The sequence below is a fragment of the Pseudomonas sp. KB_15 genome (assembly GCF_052114525.1).
Taxonomy (GTDB): Bacteria; Pseudomonadota; Gammaproteobacteria; order Pseudomonadales; family Pseudomonadaceae; genus Aquipseudomonas.
Window position 1 is genome coordinate 49,739 of sequence record NZ_JBFREX010000005.1, and the last position, 21,027, is coordinate 70,765.

The 21,027-nt window shown below is 60.3% G+C and carries 18 protein-coding genes; 2 read left to right on the forward strand and 16 right to left on the reverse strand.

Annotated features, from left to right (window positions below):
• Positions 1-2: 2 nt before the first annotated feature.
• The 9 genes from dmpE to AB4Z35_RS08445 form a co-directional block, all read right to left on the reverse strand.
• On the reverse strand, positions 3-791 hold the full coding sequence (dmpE, locus tag AB4Z35_RS08405) for a 2-oxopent-4-enoate hydratase (RefSeq protein WP_442096649.1): 789 nt from the start codon (positions 789-791) through the stop codon (positions 3-5).
• 26 nt (positions 792-817) lie between these two features.
• Complete coding sequence (locus AB4Z35_RS08410) at positions 818-1,273, reverse strand: GlcG/HbpS family heme-binding protein (RefSeq protein WP_442096650.1); 456 nt, start codon at positions 1,271-1,273, stop codon at positions 818-820.
• Positions 1,270-3,690, reverse strand: coding sequence for an efflux RND transporter permease subunit (locus AB4Z35_RS08415; protein ID WP_442096651.1), 2,421 nt, complete (start codon positions 3,688-3,690; stop codon positions 1,270-1,272). Before AB4Z35_RS08415 ends, AB4Z35_RS08410 begins: the two co-directional genes overlap by 4 nt.
• 30 nt (positions 3,691-3,720) lie before the next feature.
• Positions 3,721-4,785 (reverse strand): WD40/YVTN/BNR-like repeat-containing protein, encoded by a 1,065-nt coding sequence (locus AB4Z35_RS08420; protein WP_442096652.1) that lies wholly within the window; start codon positions 4,783-4,785, stop codon positions 3,721-3,723.
• A 58-nt stretch (positions 4,786-4,843) separates the two neighbouring features.
• Positions 4,844-6,211, reverse strand: a complete 1,368-nt coding sequence (locus AB4Z35_RS08425) for a DUF1329 domain-containing protein (RefSeq protein ID WP_442096653.1) — start codon at positions 6,209-6,211, stop codon at positions 4,844-4,846.
• 10 nt (positions 6,212-6,221) lie between these two features.
• Positions 6,222-7,898, reverse strand: a complete 1,677-nt coding sequence (locus AB4Z35_RS08430) for a DUF1302 domain-containing protein (RefSeq protein WP_442096654.1) — start codon at positions 7,896-7,898, stop codon at positions 6,222-6,224.
• A 107-nt stretch (positions 7,899-8,005) separates the two neighbouring features.
• Entirely contained in the window at positions 8,006-9,226 is a 1,221-nt protein-coding gene (locus AB4Z35_RS08435) for an acyl-CoA dehydrogenase family protein (protein WP_442096655.1), read from the reverse strand.
• 55 nt (positions 9,227-9,281) lie between these two features.
• A complete protein-coding gene (locus tag AB4Z35_RS08440; protein ID WP_442096656.1) occupies positions 9,282-9,818 on the reverse strand; it encodes a flavin reductase family protein in 537 nt (178 codons plus the stop codon).
• 81 nt (positions 9,819-9,899) lie between these two features.
• The gene (locus tag AB4Z35_RS08445) at positions 9,900-10,790 is read right to left on the reverse strand and encodes a VOC family protein (RefSeq protein ID WP_442096657.1); all 891 of its coding nucleotides are present in this window, start codon (positions 10,788-10,790) and stop codon (positions 9,900-9,902) included.
• A gap of 394 nt (positions 10,791-11,184) precedes the next feature.
• On the opposite strand from AB4Z35_RS08445, the gene AB4Z35_RS08450 reads away from it, so the two are divergent.
• Positions 11,185-13,038: a sigma 54-interacting transcriptional regulator gene (locus AB4Z35_RS08450; protein WP_442096658.1), complete on the forward strand. Its 1,854-nt coding sequence runs from the start codon at positions 11,185-11,187 to the stop codon at positions 13,036-13,038.
• 88 nt (positions 13,039-13,126) lie between these two features.
• Here the strand turns inward: AB4Z35_RS08450 and AB4Z35_RS08455 are convergent, their stop codons facing one another.
• Genes AB4Z35_RS08455 through AB4Z35_RS08465 form a run of 3 tightly spaced genes read right to left on the reverse strand, consistent with a single transcriptional unit; the run spans position 13,127 to position 15,907 of the window.
• A complete protein-coding gene (locus tag AB4Z35_RS08455; RefSeq protein ID WP_442096659.1) occupies positions 13,127-13,702 on the reverse strand; it encodes a cysteine hydrolase family protein in 576 nt (191 codons plus the stop codon).
• Between the two features lie 22 nt (positions 13,703-13,724).
• Positions 13,725-14,456, reverse strand: coding sequence for an SDR family NAD(P)-dependent oxidoreductase (locus tag AB4Z35_RS08460; RefSeq protein WP_442096660.1), 732 nt, complete (start codon positions 14,454-14,456; stop codon positions 13,725-13,727).
• Complete coding sequence (locus tag AB4Z35_RS08465; protein ID WP_442096661.1) at positions 14,453-15,907, reverse strand: FAD-dependent oxidoreductase; 1,455 nt, start codon at positions 15,905-15,907, stop codon at positions 14,453-14,455. The genes AB4Z35_RS08460 and AB4Z35_RS08465 overlap by 4 nt, the downstream gene beginning before the upstream one ends.
• A 97-nt stretch (positions 15,908-16,004) precedes the next feature.
• On the opposite strand from AB4Z35_RS08465, the gene AB4Z35_RS08470 reads away from it, so the two are divergent.
• Positions 16,005-16,955 carry a LysR family transcriptional regulator gene (locus AB4Z35_RS08470; RefSeq protein ID WP_008002741.1) on the forward strand — a complete coding sequence of 317 codons (951 nt, stop codon included), beginning with the start codon at positions 16,005-16,007 and terminating at the stop codon, positions 16,953-16,955.
• A gap of 76 nt (positions 16,956-17,031) precedes the next feature.
• Here AB4Z35_RS08470 and AB4Z35_RS08475 read toward each other — a convergent pair whose 3' ends face one another.
• Genes AB4Z35_RS08475 through AB4Z35_RS08490 form a run of 4 tightly spaced genes read right to left on the reverse strand, consistent with a single transcriptional unit; the run spans position 17,032 to position 20,994 of the window.
• Entirely contained in the window at positions 17,032-18,006 is a 975-nt protein-coding gene (locus AB4Z35_RS08475; RefSeq protein WP_442096662.1) for an electron transfer flavoprotein subunit alpha/FixB family protein, read from the reverse strand.
• Positions 18,003-18,791 carry an electron transfer flavoprotein subunit beta/FixA family protein gene (locus AB4Z35_RS08480; protein WP_442096663.1) on the reverse strand — a complete coding sequence of 263 codons (789 nt, stop codon included), beginning with the start codon at positions 18,789-18,791 and terminating at the stop codon, positions 18,003-18,005. The genes AB4Z35_RS08475 and AB4Z35_RS08480 overlap by 4 nt, the downstream gene beginning before the upstream one ends.
• A gap of 2 nt (positions 18,792-18,793) precedes the next feature.
• Positions 18,794-20,173: an FAD-dependent oxidoreductase gene (locus AB4Z35_RS08485; protein WP_442096664.1), complete on the reverse strand. Its 1,380-nt coding sequence runs from the start codon at positions 20,171-20,173 to the stop codon at positions 18,794-18,796.
• Complete coding sequence (locus AB4Z35_RS08490; RefSeq protein ID WP_442096665.1) at positions 20,170-20,994, reverse strand: aspartate/glutamate racemase family protein; 825 nt, start codon at positions 20,992-20,994, stop codon at positions 20,170-20,172. The genes AB4Z35_RS08485 and AB4Z35_RS08490 overlap by 4 nt, the downstream gene beginning before the upstream one ends.
• Between the last annotated feature and the right edge of the window lie 33 nt (positions 20,995-21,027).

Sequence of the window (21,027 nt, forward strand, 5' to 3'; positions counted from 1 at the left end):
CCTCAGTCAAAACGCACAGAGCAACTGCCGATTCCCGCGATACTGACCCGCAGGTTGTCCCCCGCCACCACCGGCACCATCGCCGACAGTGCACCCGAAAGAATCACTTCACCGGCCTTGAGACTCATCCCTAAACGGCCCAGGGTATTGGCCAGCCAGGCGACGGCGATCGCCGGTGAACCCATGGTTGCGGCCCCTGCCCCGGTGCCGACGATCCGACCGTTTTTCTCCAGCACCATGCCCGTGGTGTACAGGTCCAAATGCCGTGGGCTGACCAGCCGATCGCTGAGCACAAACACGCCGCACGAGGCGTTGTCCGCCACTGTGTCCTGGATTTTTATTTTCCAGTCGCGGATCCGCGAATCGACAATCTCGAAACAAGCCATCACACCTTCAGTGGCGCGCAATACGTCGGCCACCGTGATGCCCGGTCCGGTCAGATCGTGCTTGAGCACAAAGGCGATTTCGCCTTCGGCTTTGGGCTGGATCAGCCCGGCCATAGCTACGCTGGAGCCCGGATTGACGACCATGGCATCGGTCAATTGACCGAAATCCGGCTGACGCACGCCGAGCATGTCCATCACCGCTTGACTGGTCACACCGATTTTCTTGCCAACGATTCGCTCACCGCCGGCCAGGCGGCGGCTGATGAGGTGTTGCTGAATCTCATACGCCTGTTCCAGGGTCAGCTCAGGATGGCTTTCGGTCAGCGGCGCGATGGCCTGCGCCTCGACCAGAGCGTTGAACAACTGGTCACCCAGATGCTGCGGATTGAGTGTTGAAGGGTTCATGGAGCGACTCCTGACAGTTGGCAAAATTATCGGTGCAGGTGTTGGGTGATGGCGTCGTAGCCCGCCGTCGCACATTCGCAATCCTGGTCTTCACTGGCGCCGGACACACCGATCGCGCCGACCAGGCGGTCGCCCAGTTGCAGCGGCAAGGCGCCGCCCATGGGCACCAGTCGCGGCCGCAGGATCAAACACTGACGGACATGCTCGGGGGCATCACGCAAGCGCTTGCCGACATCGGCCGTGGGCAAGGCGAAAGAGACCGCGGTCAGAGCCTTGTCCTGGGCCAGATCGATGGTGTGTAGCGGTGCCCCGGCGCTTCGACCGAACGCAAGCAGGTGCCCACCAGCGTCCAATACCGCAACGCTGACTCGCCAGCCATGCTTGCCGGCATACTGCAGGGCCGTATCCAGCGCCAACCGGGCAGCCGCCATGCTTAACGGGTCGGCCAACTGGGTATCGGCAAAGGGAATGTCCAGACTCATACGCAGATTTCCTTGAGAGATATTGCCGGCTGCGCAATCGGCTTCGCCGGACGCAGCAGGTAGCAGGCCAACGCTGGTACCAGGACCAGTGCCACCAGCATGTTGCACAGGAACATGAAGGTCAGCAGCACACCCATGTCGGCCTGGAACTTGATCGGTGAGAACACCCAGGTGACGACACCCAGGGACAGCGTCAGGCCGGTGAAGACCACCACCCGACCGGTGAACATCAGGGCCTGTCGATAGGCCATCGCCAGGCTTTCGCCACGGCGTAACCAGAAGAGCGTGACGCTAAGGATGTACAGCGCGTAATCGACGCCGATCCCTACGCCCAATGCCACCACCGGCAAGGTCGCGACCTTCAGTCCCATGTCTAGCTGGACCATCAGCGCTTCGGCCAGCAATGACGTGAGGATCAACGGCAACACCGCGCAGAGCACCGCACGCCATGAGCGGAAGGCAATGAAGCACAACAGCGTCACCGCCAGATACACCCCCAGCAGCATTCGCGTGTTGGCGCTTTTCACCACAATGTTGGTAGCGCTTTCGATCCCGGCATTGCCGGCGGCCATCAGAAACGTGGTCTGCTCGTCGTTGTATTTTTCAGCGAAGGCGGCGCTGGCCTTGACCACGGAGTCGAGGGTGTCGGCCTTGTGATCCTTGAGGTAGGCATAGATCGACAGCAAGCTGCAGGTGCCGTTGAACAGCTCGCGCGGTGAGCGCATGGCGGCGGCGTTGATCATCGATTGGTTAGGCGGCAACTCGTCCCATTTGAAGTTGCCTTCGTTCATCCCGACGTTGATCTTGCGCGACAAGCCGGCGATGGATTTAGTGGTTTCAACGCCAGGCAGTTCGCGCAGGCGCCATTCCAGCTCTTCGACCTTGCGCAAGGTCGAGTAGTCGACGCATCGGCCGGCCGGGGTTTCGACCATGATTACGAACACGTCGCTGCTGGCCTGGTAATGCTCAATGATGAACCGGTTATCAAAGTTGTAGCGCGAATCGGCGCGCAGCTCTGGCGCCCCCGGGTCGAGGTCGCCAACCTTCAAGTCCTTGCCCATCCACAATGCGCCGAGCCCGACCGCTACCGCCACACCGATCGCCAGTCCTGCCGAACGCCGACTGGTGAAATGCTCGAACAGGCGCACCAGAAGTTGCGACGGCTGTCCTGCAACCGGGGCTTCATGCTTGAGACTACGGGCGGCCGCTCGTGGTGAAACACCGGTGAACGAGAGCATGATCGGCAACAAGGCCAGGTTGGTGAACACCAGGATGCCTACACCCAGACTGGCGATCAGCGCCAACTCCTTGATCACCGGCACATCGACGATGGACAACACCGCGAACCCCACAACGTCGGCCAGCAGCGCGGTCATCCCCGCGGCAAACAAACGGCGGAAGGTATAACGTGCCGCGATCAGCTTATGAGTGCCGCGCCCGACATCCTGCATGATGCCATTCATCTTCTGCGCGCCATGGCTCACGCCGATGGCGTAGACCAGAAATGGCACCAGAATCGAGTACGGGTTCAGCTCATAACCCAGTAGCGGCAACAGGCCGATCAGCCAGATTACTCCGATCAGCGTGCAGCTCTGCACCACCAGGGTACTGCGCACGCAGCGGGTGAATTGATAGAGGATCGCGCTGGTGATCAACACCGCCATGGCAAAGAACGCCAGCACCGCATACAGACCATCGATCAGGTCCCCCATGACTTTGGCGAAACCGATGATGTGGATGTCCACGCCGCGTTGTTGATAGGTGCCGCGCAACGTTTCCAGGCTGTCGGAAAGTTGTTTGTAGTCGAGCGCCTGACCGGTTTTAGGATCGATTTCCAACAATGGCAAGTAGATGATGCTCGAACGCAGATCGCCCGCCACTAGTTGGCCGACTTCCCCGGAACGCTCGACGTTGACGCGCAAGTCATCCAGGCTTCGGTCGTCGCCGTCAAAGCCGTCGGGGACCACCGGACCACCGTCGAACCCTTCTTCGGTCACCCCTTGCCAGCGGGTCGCCGGGGTCCAGAGCGAACGCATGAAGGCGCGGTCGACACCGTTGAGCAGGTACAACTCATCATTGAGCTGGCGCAGGGTTTCCATGTACCGGGCATTGAAAATATCGCCCTCATCACGCATCGCCACGGCCACCCGTAACGCATTGCCGGTGCCTTTGAGATCGCGGGCATGCTCCAGATAGTTGAGCGTAAAGGGATGGTGCGCGGGAATGGTTTTCAAGTAGCTGGCATTAAGCCTGACCTGGCTGGCCGCGACGGCCAGCAACACAGTGACAATCAGGCAGAAGCCGACCACCAGGAACCGGTGATTGAACAACACGCGTTCCAGGCGATTGCCTGAATATTTGTCGAAGTCCGACAGGGAGGCGATAGCGGTAAAGCCATCTGAATTGCTGATAGCCATTGTCAGTTTCCTTTTTCTATACCGGCCGACTCAGCGCAACGCGCTCGGCGGGAAACGAGTGATACCCTGGGTACCGACAGCCAGGCTGCCGCCATCGGGCAAGGCCAACAGCGCGATCAGCGGGAAGCGTTGTTCAGGCGCCACCGGCCGAAAGCTGCGACCGTCGTCATGGCTGAGCCACCCTTGCCCCGACTCATCCGCCAACAGCAGCGAGCCGTCGCGCAGTTCAGTGGCAGCCGTCAGGCTCTTGCTCGATGCCACGGCTACTGACTGCCAACTGGCTCCCTGATCGATGGAGCGGAACACATGCCCGCGCAAACCAAACGCAAGCAGGCTGTTGTTACGCGTGGCCAACAGACCGAAAAAGCTGCCGTCGTAAGGACTGGCGAAACGCTTGAATCCTTGCAGGTCATGGTCGACACGCATCAAAGCGCCCTGCTCCCCGGCCAGATAAATCCGCCCCCCCAAGGCTTGCACCGCGTTGAGATGTTGCGACTCACTGCCATTGAGTAACGCCAGCGCAGGCTGCCAGCTCTGACCGGCGTTTTGTGTGCTAAAGGCCAAGCCATAAGCACCCAAGGCCAACACGCGTCCATCGCCCATGCACTGCACGGCCAGAAACGGTTTGTCGGCGCCTTCGACTACCAGGCGTCGCGCTTCGTCAATCTGCCCGGGGTCCTGGCGCTCCTGCAAAATCGCCTGGGCGGCTTGCTCGCCCTGCAGTTGCCGGGCCCAGTGGACACCACCATCGCGGGTGGCGAGGATCACCCCGCGATGACCGACGGCCCAGCCATTGAGGGCATCGGCAAAGCACAGGCCGGTCAGACTGACCGAGACCGGAACACTGGCTTGCTGCCAGCGCTGGCCTTGATCGTCGGAGTAAAGAATGGCGCCCCGCATGCCGGCGACCACCAACCGCTCACCGGCCATCGCCACGGCATTGAGCGCGGAACGGCTGGCCAGCGTTGAGAGCGGCGCGTTCTGCTCCAGCGTGTCGGCCACTTTCCTGTCACCCGTGCTGCTGGCGGCTGACGCCAGTTCACCAATCACGCCCAGGAGCAGCAAGCACGCCAACGCATATTTGTGTGTATTCACCGCATACCTCCGGTCAGACAGACGAGCCCCGCCGCGAGGCCAGGGCTCGCTAAGAACATCAGCGTGCGCTCATCTTGGTCAGCGACTCGGGAGAGAAGAAGCTTTCACGACGACGATCGGTGATCGCGTATTGCTCGTTACCCGCATCCCCCAACGCGCAGTTGTACATCCAGGCCTTCGTTCGATGGTCATGGAAGAAACCGGTGCAGTAGTTCACAGTCGCCGGGATGTCCGGGGCCACGAACGGAGTCGTCAGGGACGTGCGCCACAGAGTGCCTTCGGCGTCCCACCCGTCGATGATCGCGTTACCCCAGTTGTCTTCGTCGTAGTAGAACTTGCGCTTGGGCACCGCATGACGTTTGCCGGCCTTGAGGGTCGCCTCGACCACCCAGACCCGGTGCAGCTCCCAGCGCATGTAGTCCGGGTTGGCATGACGCTGAGCCATGACTTTCTCATCGGCGTTGGCCAACAGCTGATTGCTGTTGTACGGAATGAGCATTTCCTTCTTGCCGATCAGCTTCCAGTCATAACGCTCCGGCGAGCCGGACCCGCCAAAGTTTTCATCGACGAAGTTGACGCCCGAGGCCACGGGGTTAGGTGTATCGAAGTTGATGCTTGGGGCGCGACGCACCCGGCGTTGACCCGACAGGTATTGCCATAACGTGCGGCCCTGTACGTAGTCCGTCACGTTGTGAACCATCAACGCCTCGCCCGCACGGAAGGCCGGAGCGTATGTCAACTGAATGGCCATCATGTAGTTGATGCCAGCAGACTCCGCCGAACCGTCCTTGAAGTAGTAGGGATACTGGGCTTCGTCCTCGGCCGCCGTGGCCAATACCCGCTGGCCATCGGCAGTGGTGGTCCATACCTTGTACTTGCTGTGGGTCGACTCTCCACGCCACAACAGTTGGTGGTTCCACTGCACTTCTATACCCGACTTGGGGATCGGGAACGGTACACCGCCGTAAGCTCCGTGAACTATCAGGCCGTCACTGTCCAGAGAGGCCTGGGTGGCGTTTTTCAGGGTGTTGTCGTACACCCACTGTGGTGCCGATGCAGTGCGACGTGTCGGAAACACATCGATGCGGAACGTCTGCGGATTGTCCTTGAACAGCTGGATCACGCCGTCGCTGAGTTTGTCCTGATACTTGGCCAGGTTGGCTGCAGTGATGGTGTACAACGGCTTGTCCTGGGCGAACGGGTCGACCGCTCGATGGCCCTGTTGATAGCCCACCGGCACCGTGGAGTAGCCACCGGTCCAGGCTGGAATGCTGCCATCAGCATTGCCGGCACGCTCGGCGCCCATCGGTGTCAGCGTGCTTTTGAGTGCCTGAGCGTCCACCGCGCTGACAGCTGCATAGGTGGTCATGGCAGACAGGGAAAGAGTGAAACAGGTCAACAACTGAGCGATTTTGTTGTTATGCATTGTCCAATCCTCAGAACGTGTGGGAGACGCTGAAGGACACGAAATCCCGATCAGCATTGGTCTGTTTGAAGGTTTTGATACCGTTGATGTTGATGGGCGCTGAAGGCCCGTAATAGCCGTTGTAAGCCAGGGTGAAGGTGACCGACTTCAGGTAGTCCGCCGTCAGACCGATGTTGTAGTCGCCGCCTTTGGCCTGGCTGAAACCGCCGACCGCTGACGAGCGTCCGTCTATGCCATAGCTCAAACCCATTGGCACAGAGAGGTCGACACCGTTCATGACCTGGAAATAGGTCGGGGAAAATGCGACACGAATCGCCGTGGCATCGCGTGTGCCATTGGGGTCAAGGTTGTCGAGATTCTTCTGGACGCTGAGGGTTCGGTTCCAGGCCAATTCGCCCAGCAGGCTGGCGGTATCCCAGAACGCACTGGTTGGCATGATGTAAATCATGTTGACCTGGGCGTGGGCGGTGCGCCCCACGGCATAGAGCGGGTTGCCATCGTTATCGCCATTGCCCGCCAGATCGACCATGGTCAGGCTGACCAACGGTGCGTTGTCGCGCACCGAGGTTTCAAACCCGATGTTGACGTCGCCAAAGCCGCGGTTGGCGCTGAAGCCGTAAGCGCGGATGTCCTCGGGGAACACCAGCATGTATTCGCCGATCTGGTCCGGGCGCGCGCCCGCACCGACCCCGGGACGCAACTGGGTCTGGAAGTTCTTGTCGTGGTAGTTGATGGCGTAGAGGCCGAAATCGGTGTCCAGGGCCTCGGAGCGGTAGCGCAACTGCACGCCCCACTGACCGCTGTCGCGCGCTTCGATGTCTTTACCCCGATAGAAGGAGGCCGCTGGCACGCCGTCCGGCAGGCGCCCCACGACGATCCTTTCACCACCTTCGTCGAGCAGGTCAGCCGGGCTGAAATAGCTGCCGGCCCCAGGTATGCGGGTACGCTCCCACTCGAACTGGTAGTAACCGCCGACCGAGATCGTTGGAGTGATCTGCAATTGGGTGGAGAACTGCTTGACCGGTAGTGCAAGCTCCTTGAACTGAGAGTTGGGTACGGTCAGCGCACGCACCGCATCGATCGGTTGCTGGCCTGCAGCAATGCCGTTGTTTCCGTAAAACAGGCTTTCGCCGTAGATCAACGAGTGCTGGCCAAGGCGCGACACCCCCCACATTTCATCGCCAATGTCATAGTTGGCGTAGACAAACGCATCGCGAAACTCCGCGTCCCGCCCGTGCAGGTCGCGCGTATCCTTGGTGAACTGGTCGTAACGTATGCTATAGGAGTTGACTGTTCCCGGTGAGGTGTTGTCGTTGCCCTTGTTGTACACATCGTCATACCAGGCCGCGCCGGTGACACGCGCGCCGACCTTCTGGTAAGAGACGTCAAACTCCGAAAACAGGTCCAGGCGGTTGGAGATAAGGCCTTTGTTGAAGTTTCGGTCGCCATCATCCAGGTTCGCATCCGCGACCAGTTTGTCTTGCTGGTCTCTGACGCGCCAGGCGCTGGAGTACTTGACGTTGGTATCGAAGCGGGCCTTCAGGTCGGGGTTGCCGGTGTCGAATTCCATCGCATACGCACTGGATAACACTGAACAGCCGAGCAAGGTCGCCGTCAGGCGAGTAAGCCGTAGGCGCTGCTCAGCCGCCCGCACGGTGCCGGGCACTTGTTTTTGATGTTTAGACATGCAAAGACCTCTGCGACAGTAAGCCGTTTTTTGTTTTTATGAGTGACCGCCGAGTTAGCGGAAGTCGGGTCTTGCCGGGAGGAACGTGGCCCTCCCGGTCCAGCGACTCAGTCGTTGAGCGACACGGGCTCCAGCCCAAACAGCATCGGTGGCAATGGCTGCCCCAACAGATAAGCCCCGAGCATGCCCGCGGTGTCATCGGCGTTCTGGGTAATGTGGTTGGCGGCGGCGATCACGTCGCGCAGGATGCGTTGCAGCGGGTTGTTCAAGTAAATGCCACGGGCCGAGGTGGCCTTGAACAGCAGCATCACCGCCTCTTCGCAGTCGCGACCGACGCGGGCGATGTCGAGCATGTAATGGACACGGTCAGGCACTGGTACCAGTTCGCGACGTTCGACGTATTCGCTGCTCTCGGCGAGCATCTGCAGCAATCGGGCACGTGCCGATCGCACGCGGACCACTGCGTTGCCCAGGCGATCCTTGACGTACGGGCTCAGTGCGGCGCCGCCGCCGTCGGTGGTGTTGGTGCGCACGCTCATCTGGCGCACGTACTCGTCGATCCCGCCCTGGGCGATGCCCACGATCAGCGCCGAGACGGCACCGAAGAAGATCTGGTTGAACGGATACAGGTAGTTCGCCGGGCGCTCGCTGTAGGTGTACTGAATCAAGCTGTGGGCACGATGATAAGGCACGAACGCGTGCTTGATTACCAGGCTCTTGCTGCCGGTGCCGGCCAGGCCGAATACGTGCCAGTCGTCTTCGATCACCCACGCCGAACCGGGCACCAGCATCGACATGCGATCAATCACCTGACCGTTGGCATCGCGCCGCAAGCCGCCGAGGAACGCCCATTGGCCGTGGTCGCAACCGCTGGAGGTCTTCCAGGTGCCACTGATGTTGAAGCCGCCTTCGACTTCTTCGACCTTGCCGAACGGCGGGTAGGACGAGGCGGTGATCACCGCGTTGTCTTCGCCCCACGCATCCAGGCAAGCCTGCTCTGGCAAGGAGCCGTATTCCCACTGGTGAATACCCAGGATCATCATGTTCCAGGCGCTACTGCCGCAGCCACGACCCAACTCCATCAGGACTTTGTAGAACACCGCGGGATTCATCTCCCAGCCACCATACTGGCTGGGTTGGAGGATCTTGAAGAAACCGGCTTCAACGAACGCGGCGATGGTCTCTCTGGATACCATGCGGTTCTGTTCCACCGAGTCGGCTTTTTCCATCAGCATCGGGATCAATCCGCGCGCACGCTCCAGCAATTGCGCTTCGCTCGGAATCGTTTGGGTATCCACAGGCTCGGTTGGCGTGACGAAGTTGTTCATAGGTCTGTGTTCTCTTGTTTATTGTTGTGTTTGCATGTCGCAAGCGGTCAGGGTTTCACTTGAGCGCGGCGAACCTGCTGTTGAAGTACATCAAGGCGCCGTCCTGTTCCTGCAGCCCCCGGACGCCAACCACTTCACCGATGAACATGTCGTGGGTGCTGGCCGGTATCACTTGCTCCAACCGGCACTCGAAACTCACCAGTGCGTCTTCGAGCAACGGCACGCCGGTAACCCCCGACTCCCAGCATCCTTCGGCAAAACGCGCCTCGCCGCTGACCCCCTCGACCATCCCGGCAAAGCGCTTGGCAATGAACTCCTGGTCATGGGCAAGTACATTGATGCTGAACGCACCGGACCGTTGAATCACTTCATGGGCGCGAACATTGCGGTTCACGCAAATCAGCAGGCGCGGCGGGTCGGCGGTGATCGAGCACACCGCCGTGGCAGTCAGCCCGGCTCTTTCGCTGTCACTGCCGCTGGCGATCACGACACAGGCACCGGCCAGATGGCGCATGCCTTTACAGAAGTCAGCGGTAGCGACCGGCGGCGCAATCACGCCCGGCGTACCGCTCGATTGAATGGCGTTTAACATCTGGAAAACCTCGCTATGGCGCAGGCACGGGTGGCCTTCAATGCTGTTCACTGCACGGCCAGGCCGGCAGTCCGTTGCTGATCAGAGAACGATGTTGCGCTTGTGACCCCAGTCGCTCATTTTGCTGAACGCCTTGACTTCCCAATGCTGATCGTCGATGACCACGCCGCCCCAACCCATTTCGAAGTTGAAACCCGAAGGGGTCTGGGCATAGAAAGAAAAGGTCTTGTCGTTCGGGTGATGACCCAATTCAAGAATGATCGGGATACCCGCCTTGACGCAGCGGTCGTAGGCCATGCCAACGTCGTCCATGTTCTGGACCTGCACCATGAAATGGTTCAGCACCTTCGGCGCGGGGGCCTGAGCGGTGGCAATGGAGTGGTGACGGCCAGTGGCGGTGTGAAAGAAGGTGGCGTCGACCACCATGCCCGGCTGCACATCCTCGCGAATGTAGTCGCTGACTCGCAGCTTCAGCACGTCGGTATAGAACTTCACGGTCTGTGGGCCGTTCTTGGCAAACGGCAGGATGTGACCAATGCCCAGTTCGCCAGTGACGAATCCGCCCTTGAGCACAGTTGAATGGAACACATCGTTCAGGCCCGCTTCGGCATGGCCAAAGAAAAACTCGTGGGTAAAACCGTTCGGGTCCTGGCAGCTGTAGGCCTTTTCAACCCGGCGACGCTGCAACAGCTCCCTGGACAGTTGCTCAACCTGGACGCCTTTGTCGCGCAGCTCGGCAACATAGCTTTCCAGCTCCTGCTCCGAGCGCAGCTGCCAGCCAGCCACCAGAATGTCGTCAATCGGATTCTTCTCCAGGAAGAACCGCTGGGCGTATTCATCCATGCGCAAGGTCAGACCCTGCTCATCGCGGCTGGCGACTTGCATGCCGATAATGTCCGTGGCCAGCCACTGCCATTTATCGAGGTCGCTTACACCAAATCCTGCATAGGCCAACGAGTGAATTTCTGCCACTTGCCTGTACCTCTTGTTGTTTTTGTCTTGCTGCTCTACGGGGTGTACCCGTTGATGAGCAGTGCTGACAGGACAAGAGCAAGCGCTGTGCCAGACGTTGAAACTCACTCAAACCAAATAAATACTCCTTTATATTCAAGGCGTTATTTATGGCATTGCGAACTTTAGACACCCCAAGTGCTCTGCGAGCGAACCTCCCGCGACATACGAAAATTCAGAATGTTATGAATTTCATGTAAGGATTTTCGTGAATCGCCGTTGTGCAAAGAAAAACCTTGCGAGAACCCCAGTAAGCGATACCGTAGCAACCACCTCAAGCATCAGCGCCGGCGGCCATTGGCGACCGTCCGGCATCGATTTTGCCTTCAATAAATAAAAAACATGGGCTCATCAGATGACTACTTCCCCGATCGATGACACCGAGCGCCCCCGCCAATCACGAAGCCGACAGGGCATCAACATCATCACTGACCTGCGTTTTCCGGACATGCAGGACTTGGTCGATCGACTCTATTTCAACCCCAAGGAAGGTCTGATCTGGCTGGGCGATAAACGCATGATGCTCATGCACGTCGAAGCCTTTGGCGCATTGCGTCAGGAACTGCTGGAAAGCAACGGCGTGGAATTCACCCGCGGTTTGTTGACCCGGGTCGGTTACCTGACGGGTCAACGTGATGCTGATCTGGCGATCCAGGCCCGTGGCACTGGCAATGAACTGGATATCTGCGCCGCAGGTGGCCAGTTGCACGCCCTATCGGGTATCGTCGAAGTCGAACCGGTGTGCATCGAGTTCGATCAGGCCAAGGGTTTCAAGTACGGTGAGTTCACCTGGAAACGTTCGGTCGAGAGTGATGTGCATATCACCGCCAACGGCGTCAGCACTGACCCCATTTGCTGGATGGAAGTTGGCTACAGCTCAGGTTTCATGAGCCGCCTGATGGGGCGCCACTTGCTGGCCCGGGAAATGGAGTGTCAAGGCTGCGGACATAACCGCTGCAGGGTCATCGTCAAGCCGGTTGAGGACTGGGACAACACTGAAGACGATCTCAAGTATTTTCAGCCACGGGTCACCGATCATCGCCGAGCGCAGCCGACCAAACCGGTCAAGGCCACCACCCTGCCCACACCTTCGCCCTTCGGCCTGGAGGACAGCCGGACCGCGCAAACCGATTTCGACCGCCCGGTGGGCAGCTCCGCCGCCTACCACATCGCCATGCACAAGATCTTGCGGGTGGCGGGCACCAACGCGACGGTACTGTTGCTGGGTGAGAGTGGCGTGGGTAAAACCATGTTCGCCCACGAACTGCACAGCAACAGCCTGCGCGCCAACACGCCGTTCGTTGAAATCAACTGCGCGGCGATCCCCGAGCAGTTGATCGAGTCAGAGTTGTTCGGTGTGCAGCGTGGCGCTTATTCGGGGGCGACCGATCCGCGTCCCGGGCGCTTTGAAATTGCCGATGGCGGTACGATTTTCCTCGATGAAGTCGCCACCTTGAGCATGACCGCCCAAGGCAAACTGCTGCGCGTACTGCAGAGCGGTCACCTGGAGCGTCTGGGCAGTAACAAAACGATCAAGGTCGATGTACGGGTGATCGCGGCCACCAACGAAGACCTGGCCAGCGCGGTCAAGGCCGGGCGCTTTCGCAGCGACCTGTTCTATCGTTTGAATGTGTTCCCGATCACCATCGCCCCGCTGCGCGAGCGCAAGGACGACCTGCCGCTGCTCCTCGACAGCGTCATGCGCCGGCTGAGCACCCGGCATGGCCGGCAACTGGCCGGTGTGACACCGCGCGCCCTGCAAGTGATTCTGGATTATCACTGGCCGGGCAATATTCGTGAATTCGAGAACGTGATCGAGCGTGCAATCATCCTCGCCGATGACGGCGACTTGCTGGATATACGCCATCTTTCGGGGCTCGACGCCCTGGGCGGGCAACTCGAACGCATCGGCACGGTGAGTTGGGATACCGGTCCGGCCATCGGCATTCGCATGCCTGAGGCTCCTCCTAGTGTGGGAGCGGCTCAGCAGGGTAATGCCAGTCACGATCAGTTGCTGGCCTTGGTAAAACGCACGCTACAGCGAGGACCGGTGCGCCTGAGCGAGATTGAAGAGGTGTACATTGAGGTGGCCATGCAGATGAGTGAAAAAAACATCTCCCGTGCCGCTGTCTTACTGGGGCTGAGCCGGGCGCAACTGGACTATCGGCTGAAGAAGATGTCGCTGGACGACTCCAGCGTTTCCCCATGAATGACCAACACCGGGTTAAGACCCGGTGCTGGCTATTTCACTTAACGAAACGCCCCGGCCGTGGCCAGGGTGTGATCAACCGGCGACCTCAGTTGAACGCGTTGGCGGAGTCAATGCTGGTGCAGAAGCGTGCGATGCTGGCCATGGAGTTTTCATGTTCCTGCGCTGTTGGCGAAGCACAGCAATCTTCCAGCACCACCACATCAAAGTCACGATCATGAGCATCGCGCACCGTGGCCTGAACCACGGCCTGGGTACTTACGCCGCTGCAGTAAATGCGCTCGATGCCTTGACCGCGTAACAGCACTTCAAGGCGGGTGGCGTAGAACGGCGAGACCCGGTGTTTGACGATGTCCCATTCGTCAGCCAATGGCGCCAGGTCATCGTGCACCGCGCCACCCCAGGCATCCTTTTTCAGAATGCCGTTCCTGGCGATCGCGCCGAATACCTGCGAGTTGGGGTTGGCTTCGCGATGGTCATCGGAAAACGCCACCCGCACATAGGCCACGGCAATGCCTTTGGCTCGCGCCTTGGCAATCGCCGCCACCGTGCGGGCAATCACTTCGCGGCTGCGCACTTGCTCACCCAGCGGGCCTTTACCGCTGGCACCGTCGGGGTGAACCAGATCGTTCTGCATGTCCAACACCAGATAAATACTTTTCATTGTGTGTTTCCCTTGGCTTGAATCAGTCGCACCACAGTGCACCGTTGATGTCGAGGATTTCCCCGCTGATAAATCCGGCTTTGTCCGACAGCAAGAAGCTGACGGCCGCCGCCACTTCGTCCGCGCGCCCCATGCGCCCCAAGGGGATCAGAGCCCGCAAATTCTCGGGAAAGGCAGTGGTCATTTCGGTAGCGATCGGTCCCGGCGCCACCGCATTGACCCGCACACCGGCACTTGCCAGCTCCTTGGCCAGGAACAGGGTCATGCTGTGTACCGCCGCTTTCGACATCCCGTAGGCGACGCCGCCGGCCCGCGTCTGTTCGTTGGCATCCAGCCATGGACGGGCGTTGCCACCGTTCTTGCCGACCACCGAACCGATGTTGACGATGCAGCCCTGCTTGCGCTCGGCCATGAGTTGGCCGATCAATTGACAAGGAATCAACGTGCCCTGCACGTTGACCCGCATCACCCGTTCAAACTCGCTGACTTTGAGTTCCAGCGCACTGCCGGTGGACAAGACTCCCGCGACATTGACCAGCGCGGTGATAGGGCCCATATGATCCTCGATGTCTTCGACCACATCGCGCACAGCGATGCGTGAGGCCACGTCGCAGGAGTAGAAGCGCATGTTCGGGCCGAGCACCCGCGGCTCAGCCAGGTCCAGCGCCGCTACCTGCCAGCCTTCACTGGTCAGCAGTTTGCACACGGCGCTGCCAATGGCGCCGCCGGCGCCGGTCACTACCGCGACGTTCATTGCATACCCCGCTGCTGCGCTGCGGCCTGACCGGCCAGACGGCCAAACACCAAGCCCTTGAGCACGGAAGTGCCGCCCGCGTAGTTGCCAAAGTACAAGCCCACGGTTTCACCGGCTGCGTAAAGGTTGCCGATCGGCTGACCATCGGCGTTGATCACCTGCGCTCGCTCATCGACCTTGAGGCCGCCGAAGGTGAAGACGTTGGCAGAGATGATCGGGTAGGCGAAATACGGTCCCGCATCCAATGGCAGGGCCCAGTTGCTTTTGGGCGGTTCAAGACCGACCGTGGCCACGCCATCGAGCTGCAAGGGTTGGTAATCGCCGGGACGGCAGGCAGCGTTGTAGCGGCTAACCGTGTCCTGCAAAGTGTTCGCGCAGATCCCCAATTTATCGGCCAACTCGACCAGGCTTGCGCCTTCGACTGCGGCCTGATCGGTGCGGATCGCCAGACGGTAGTTGGGTACGTCCTTTACCTTCTGATCGAGAATCACCCAGGCAATGCCTTCATCCTGTTGGTAAATCTGCCGCGTCACGCGCTCGTACCAGGCATCGACCGTTCCCGGTGCTTCGTCAGTGAAGCGTCGCCCCTGCTTGTTGACCAGCACCCCGTAAGGGAAGACAAAAATCGACGGTTCGGAGATGCCCGAGCGCGGGTCTACCGGTTCGGCGTGATAACTGCCGTATTCACCGCTAGGCGCCGCACCCATGTCCAGCGCCATCTGGATGCCTTCGCCGCGGTTGTAATAGGCACCCTTGCACACTGGGCGCAGGTACACCGATCGCGGTCCCAGGTAGCGACCCAGCATTTCGGTGTTTCCTTCAAAACCACCACTGGCCAATACCACCGCACCGTGAAAGACCAGATCGCCATACTGACGTGACAGCGCCCGGATGCCGGTGACCGTGGCGAAGCCTTCGGTCAACAACTGACGCCCGGAGGTTTCGTAGAAAAACTCCGCACCCAGGGCCTCAGCCTTTGCCGCCAGAGCTTCGACAATGGCTTCACCACCGCCTACCGGCAACAGACGCGGTTGGGTGCTGGTCAAAAACTGAGTGGGCAGAAAGTCAAATTTCACGCCGTTGCCCTTCAACCATTCGATGGTGCCCGGCACTTGCTCGGCAAAGGTACTGATCACCGACGCATCGACCGAACCCAGCGCGCGAGTTTGCGCCGACCAGTCGGCACGATCGGCGAGAGTCTCAGCGACGAAATCAGGGTCCTGGTAATACCCGGAATGCTCGGCCAGGAATGTGTCGAAATCATCGGTCACCTGCGAATGGCTTTTCATCCGCAGATAAGCCTCGGTAAAGCGACTCTGTCCGCCGCGCTCTTCACGGCAGGCCCGCTCCAGAACCGCCACGCGCAAGCCACGTTCGGCCCCCGCCACCGCTGCCGACAAACCGGCGACTCCGCAGCCCAGCACAATCAGATCGAAATTCAACTCAGCCATAGGTAGTTCCTCACTTGGTGGCTGGTACTATAGAAATCGCTGCCCCAGGGTTCGAGCGTGACGCGGCTAATGGGCTATTAGAAAAAGGTGAAAACCGATGGACAGACTCTGGGCAATGCAGGTGTTCGTGCGTGTAGTGGAATGCGGCAGTTTCAGCCGCGCCGCCGAGTCGCTGGATATCGCCAATGCCACCGTGACCTCCAGCGTGCGCAACCTGGAGAACTACCTGGGGGTGACTCTGTTGTCGCGCAACACCCGCTCGTTGCGCCTGACCGATGACGGCGAAGGTTACTTCGAGCAGTGCAATCAGGTACTGCAGCAAATTGCTGACATGGAGGCCCAGGTCAGGCAAAAGAAAGGCGAGATCAGCGGGCAGTTGTGCATCGAGTCACCGGCTGCCTTCGCTCGCGCCCTGCTGTGCCCGGCGTTACCGGCCTTTACCGCGCAACATCCCGGATTATCCGTGGCGCTGCGCCAGACCGACCATGCCGAAGACCTGATCGCCACGGGCACCGACGTGGCCATTCGCATTGACTCGGTCAATGACGCCGACCTCGTCGCCCGACCGCTTTATCAGGCGCACTACGTGGCCTGCGCCGCACCCGGTCTGCTCAAGCGCATCGGCACGCCACACCAACCGCAGGCGCTGTTGCCGCAGCATTGCCTGGGCATTTTTGGCGCTGGTCGCTATACCGTGTCGGACTGGACGTTTGCCTGCGAGGGCGAACATCACCAACTGACCCCGCGGGGCGAACTGCACTTCAACAGCACCGACGCATTGATCCAGGCCGCCCTGGCCGAGCAAGGCGTCATTTACGTACTGGACGTATTCGTCAACGGGCTGATCCGCAGCGGAGAGCTGGTGGAATTGTTCCCCGACTGGAGTACCGGCAGCCGCAACTTCTACACCGTGACCCCCAAGGCGCGCTTTGTTGCGCCGCGTACCCGGGCCTTTATCGAATTCATTCTGGCCACCCTGGACGCTCAGCGCCGCCCCCCCTCAGACGCCAGCATCGCAGTTCGGCAAGGGCGCCGCGGGCTGAACTGACGCACAGATGAAGGCGATAAAAAAATGCCAGCCCACTTGGTGGCTGGCATTTTTTGTTCAACGCTTGCAGCTGACTCTATTCGGGCAGCGACTGACGCAGGCCATCAAGCAACGCCGGCAGTAAGGTTTCCCAAGGGGCAACGATACCCAGGCTGGCGACCTTGAAAATGTCCGCCTCGGGATCCTGGTTAATGGCCACGATGCAGCTGTCGAGGCTGACCCCGGCCAGATGCTGCAACGTGCCGGAGATACCCACCGCCAGATAGATCTGCGGGCTGACAAACTTGCCTGACACGCCGACCTGCCGCAGCACTGGCACCATACCCGCATCCACGGCCGGCAAACTGCCGCCCAAGGTTCCACCGAGGTTCAACGCCAACTCCTCAAGCAAGGCAAAGCCTTGTTCATTGACCCCACGTCCACCGGACACCACCAGCTTGGCGCCCTCCAGAGGCGGCAGGCGTTGGCCGCTTTCGCGTTTATCCAGAGTCAACGCCTTGGGCAGGCTGCCATGCAGTTCGAGGTTGAAAATATCGGCCGAGGCTTCAGCCTTGAGTTGCGGCCGACTAGCTCGCAGACAGGCAAACGCAGGTCCTCTGGCGGCCCGCAGAGTAATGCGCATACGCCCGCCCCAGGCCGCGCGCTCAGCCACTACCGAATCGCCCTCAAGCCGCAGTGCGACACAACGGCCCAACGCCTGCCCGTCCAGACAGTCGGCCAACAGCGCTGCCAGCTCCTCACCTAACGGACCGGGTGGCAGCAACACTAGCGGCACGTCACTGCCCAGACGGGGAATCGACCGCAGTGCTTCGCCAATAGCAGCCACCAGCACCTGCGGCTCGTCGCATTCGCCCAATGCCGCGTGCACAGCCTGATAAACCAATTGAGCCCCTGCCCTTGTCGCCAGTTGCGCGTGCACGGCACTCGGCTGGCTACTGACCAGCACAACCGCAAAAGCCTCCCCGGCACTGACCTGCTGTGCCGCACCGAGCGCCGCTTCCAGTGCCTGGGCACCCCAGGCTTGAGGAATGACCGCTAACAGTCTGCTCATGAGTTGACCCCTTGTTCTTTTAACCAACCGACCAGCGCCTTGGCCTGCTCAGCAACGTCGCCGCTCAGTAGCCGGCACTGCCCGCCTCGCGCAATCAGCGGCGCGGTCTCAAGCTGCGACAACGACAGCCCGACGCGCGCCGGCACCGATGCCGTGACCTGGGGGAAGGTCATGCGCTTGGCCAGCATCACGTTTTTCATCAGCGCGTGACGCAGCTTGTTGCGCCGATCATTGGTCACGCTGGCCAACAACGGCTGATCGACCTGCAGCCATTCTTCGCCGGTGCCACGCTCGCGCATCAGCCACAACTGTTCGTCTTGCCACTGGCCAAACTGGGCCATTGCCAGTTGCGGTCGACCCAACCGGCGCGCCAGCAAGACGGCGATGCTGCCTTCGTCCAGATCACCCATTTCACGCCCCAGCAATATCAATTCATGTCCTGGGTAATCATGCTTGATCAGCCCGGCGATCTGCGCTGCTGTCTGGCGTGCATCCCACAGTTGGCAGGGTTGAAGCTGCAGGCACTGCAACGAATCTGGGCAAAACGCCGCAACACTGCGCAACAGGTTTTCACTGTTGCAGCCGTCGAGCAGTAACACGTCGATCTGTGTTTCAGGCCGGGCATCGCGCAGTTTGAGCGCCACCTCCAACGCGGCCTCGTCGAACGGGCTCAGCAGGCGTCGGGGCGATCCTTGTTCCTGGATCAACGCCTCGCTACTTAAACTGATGGGATGTAACGGGAAACGGGTATCTGCCACGCCCGCCAGCAGGATCAGAATTTTCATGTTCAGCCCTCACTCGCATTGCCCAGGCTGGCACCGGCCAGGCGCCCGAATACCGCCGCCTTGCCCAGGGCCGAACCGGTCATGTAGGCGGCGCCGTGAAAGCCGCCGATCATCTCGCCCGCCGCCAGCAACCCGGCTATCGGCTCGGCGAACACATCGAGTACGCGCAAATCCATGTCGACGATCACACCGCAGTAGGTGCCGAAAACCGCCGCCGTCGATGGGTAGGCATAAAAAGGTGGACGCTCGATGGTGCGCAGTTGACCGTGATGATGTACCAGGTGTTGACGACCGAACGCCGGTGTTTGCCCTTGGCGCACGGCATCGTTGTAGGCAGCGACTTCGGCGAGCAATACGTCCTCGGGCACTTCGATCAGACGCGCCAGTTGTTGCAACGTCTGCGCCTCGACGAACAGCCCCTCTTCCAGGCGCCGGGTGAAGTCCAGGATACGTACCTGATTGTCACCGCTGAGCATGATGTCCTGATCCAGGATCTGGTAGCCCACACCGTAGCTCTGTTGCATCACTGCATCGCCGAGCAACTTGTAGGACTGTGATTCGTCGACAAATCGCCGACCCTCCTGGTTCACCGCGATAGCGCCCTTGTAAACCGCCAGGCAAGCGTGGTGGTTGTGCTCGTCCATGGGGTGTTTGCCGAAGGTGCCTTTGATGTAGGGCAGATCGCGCACATCCGCGCCCAGGGCCCAAGCCATGCGCAGGCCGTCGCCTTCATTGCCTTCACCACCGATAAACACCGCATTGTCGTATTGCGGGACAAAGCGGTGAATCAACGCGCGGTCCTGAACAAACCCGCCGCTGGCCAGCAGCACCGCTTTACGGGCCATGACCTCGACCGTTTCGCCGTTGCGCTCGACACTCGCCCCCAACACCCGGCCTTCGTCCTCGCGCAACAGACGGCGGGCACGGCTGTGTAGCCAAACCTCTACCTGTTGCGTTGCCAGCGCCGCCAATTGCAGTTGGCGCACCATGTCGGCCGGGTCAACGTTGTGCACCCGTGGTACCGACTGCCCGGAGGCGGCCTCGATGACATCGGTAAACACCACGCCGTTGTCCTTGAGCCACTGGTAGGTCTGCAGTTGGTGATCGGTGTACAGCTTCACCAGTGCCTCGTCGCATTCGCCCTTGCCCACATCGACGAGGTCGTCGAACAGCAATTGGGACGAGTCTTCAATACCGTGCGCACGCTGCAGGTCGGTGCCGGCGAACGCCAGGCAACCGCCGCTCATGGCCGATGAACCACCGGTGTGTGCGGTTTTTTCCAGCACTATCACCTGCAAGCCCGCTTGGGCAGCTGCCAGGGCCGCGCTGAAACCCGCCAGCCCGCCGCCGATTACCAGCAGGTCACAATCATAACGATTCATACCTGATCTCCTGCTTGTAAAAACGAGCCCAAGCCATAGAACTCGAAGATCTCCCGAACCCGCTCAGGTTCTGGTCGCGCCGAAAAATACCCACGATTGCAGGTGCGTGTGCCGTTGGCACGATGCAAGTCCACCATGCTTTCCGCCTGCTTGACCCATGCACCGAGCGAGTCGAGCACTGGAACACCGTCCACCTCGTTGATACCGTGGGTGGCCAGCAGTACGTTTAGCGGGGCCTCACCGGGAATGATTACCTCAGCGCCTTTGGCGATCAGGCCGCGTGCCGCACTGCGAAAACGTTCGATCAGCTCAGCGGGATCGGCGAAGCCTGCCAGCACATCGGCAAAGCGAAAGCCGACATGTCGCACCTCCGTCAGCCGCCCAGCCAGGCCATGGCGTGTAGCGTTTTCAGTAACCTGCTCAGCCAACTCATCTATGAAAACCAGAACCCCGAACGTACGCCCGAGCATGCACGCGGTCAGCATCGCGGATTCGCCATAGCCCACCACCGGAATATCCAGCAGGCTGCGCGTTTCCTTGAGAGCCGGCTCTGGCAAGGTGCTGATGGCGTAGGCGTCGAAACCCTGACGCTGGGCATTGATGCCCGCCGCCATGAACTGCAGTCCATGCAGGTACTGCAGGGCCGAATACTTGATGTCGTCGCCCGGATAATGACTGCGGTAGGTGCCCGGGCGCATGCCGTGCATATGGATCTCGGTGTCGGGGCGGGCCACCCTGCGAAAATGCGCACGCAAGGCCTCGTCGTACGCACCCAGGTCGCTCAGTACAGTGAAACTTTGATGCCAGATACGAATGCTCATGTGTGTCCTCATTCAAGAGCCAGGCACTGAGAG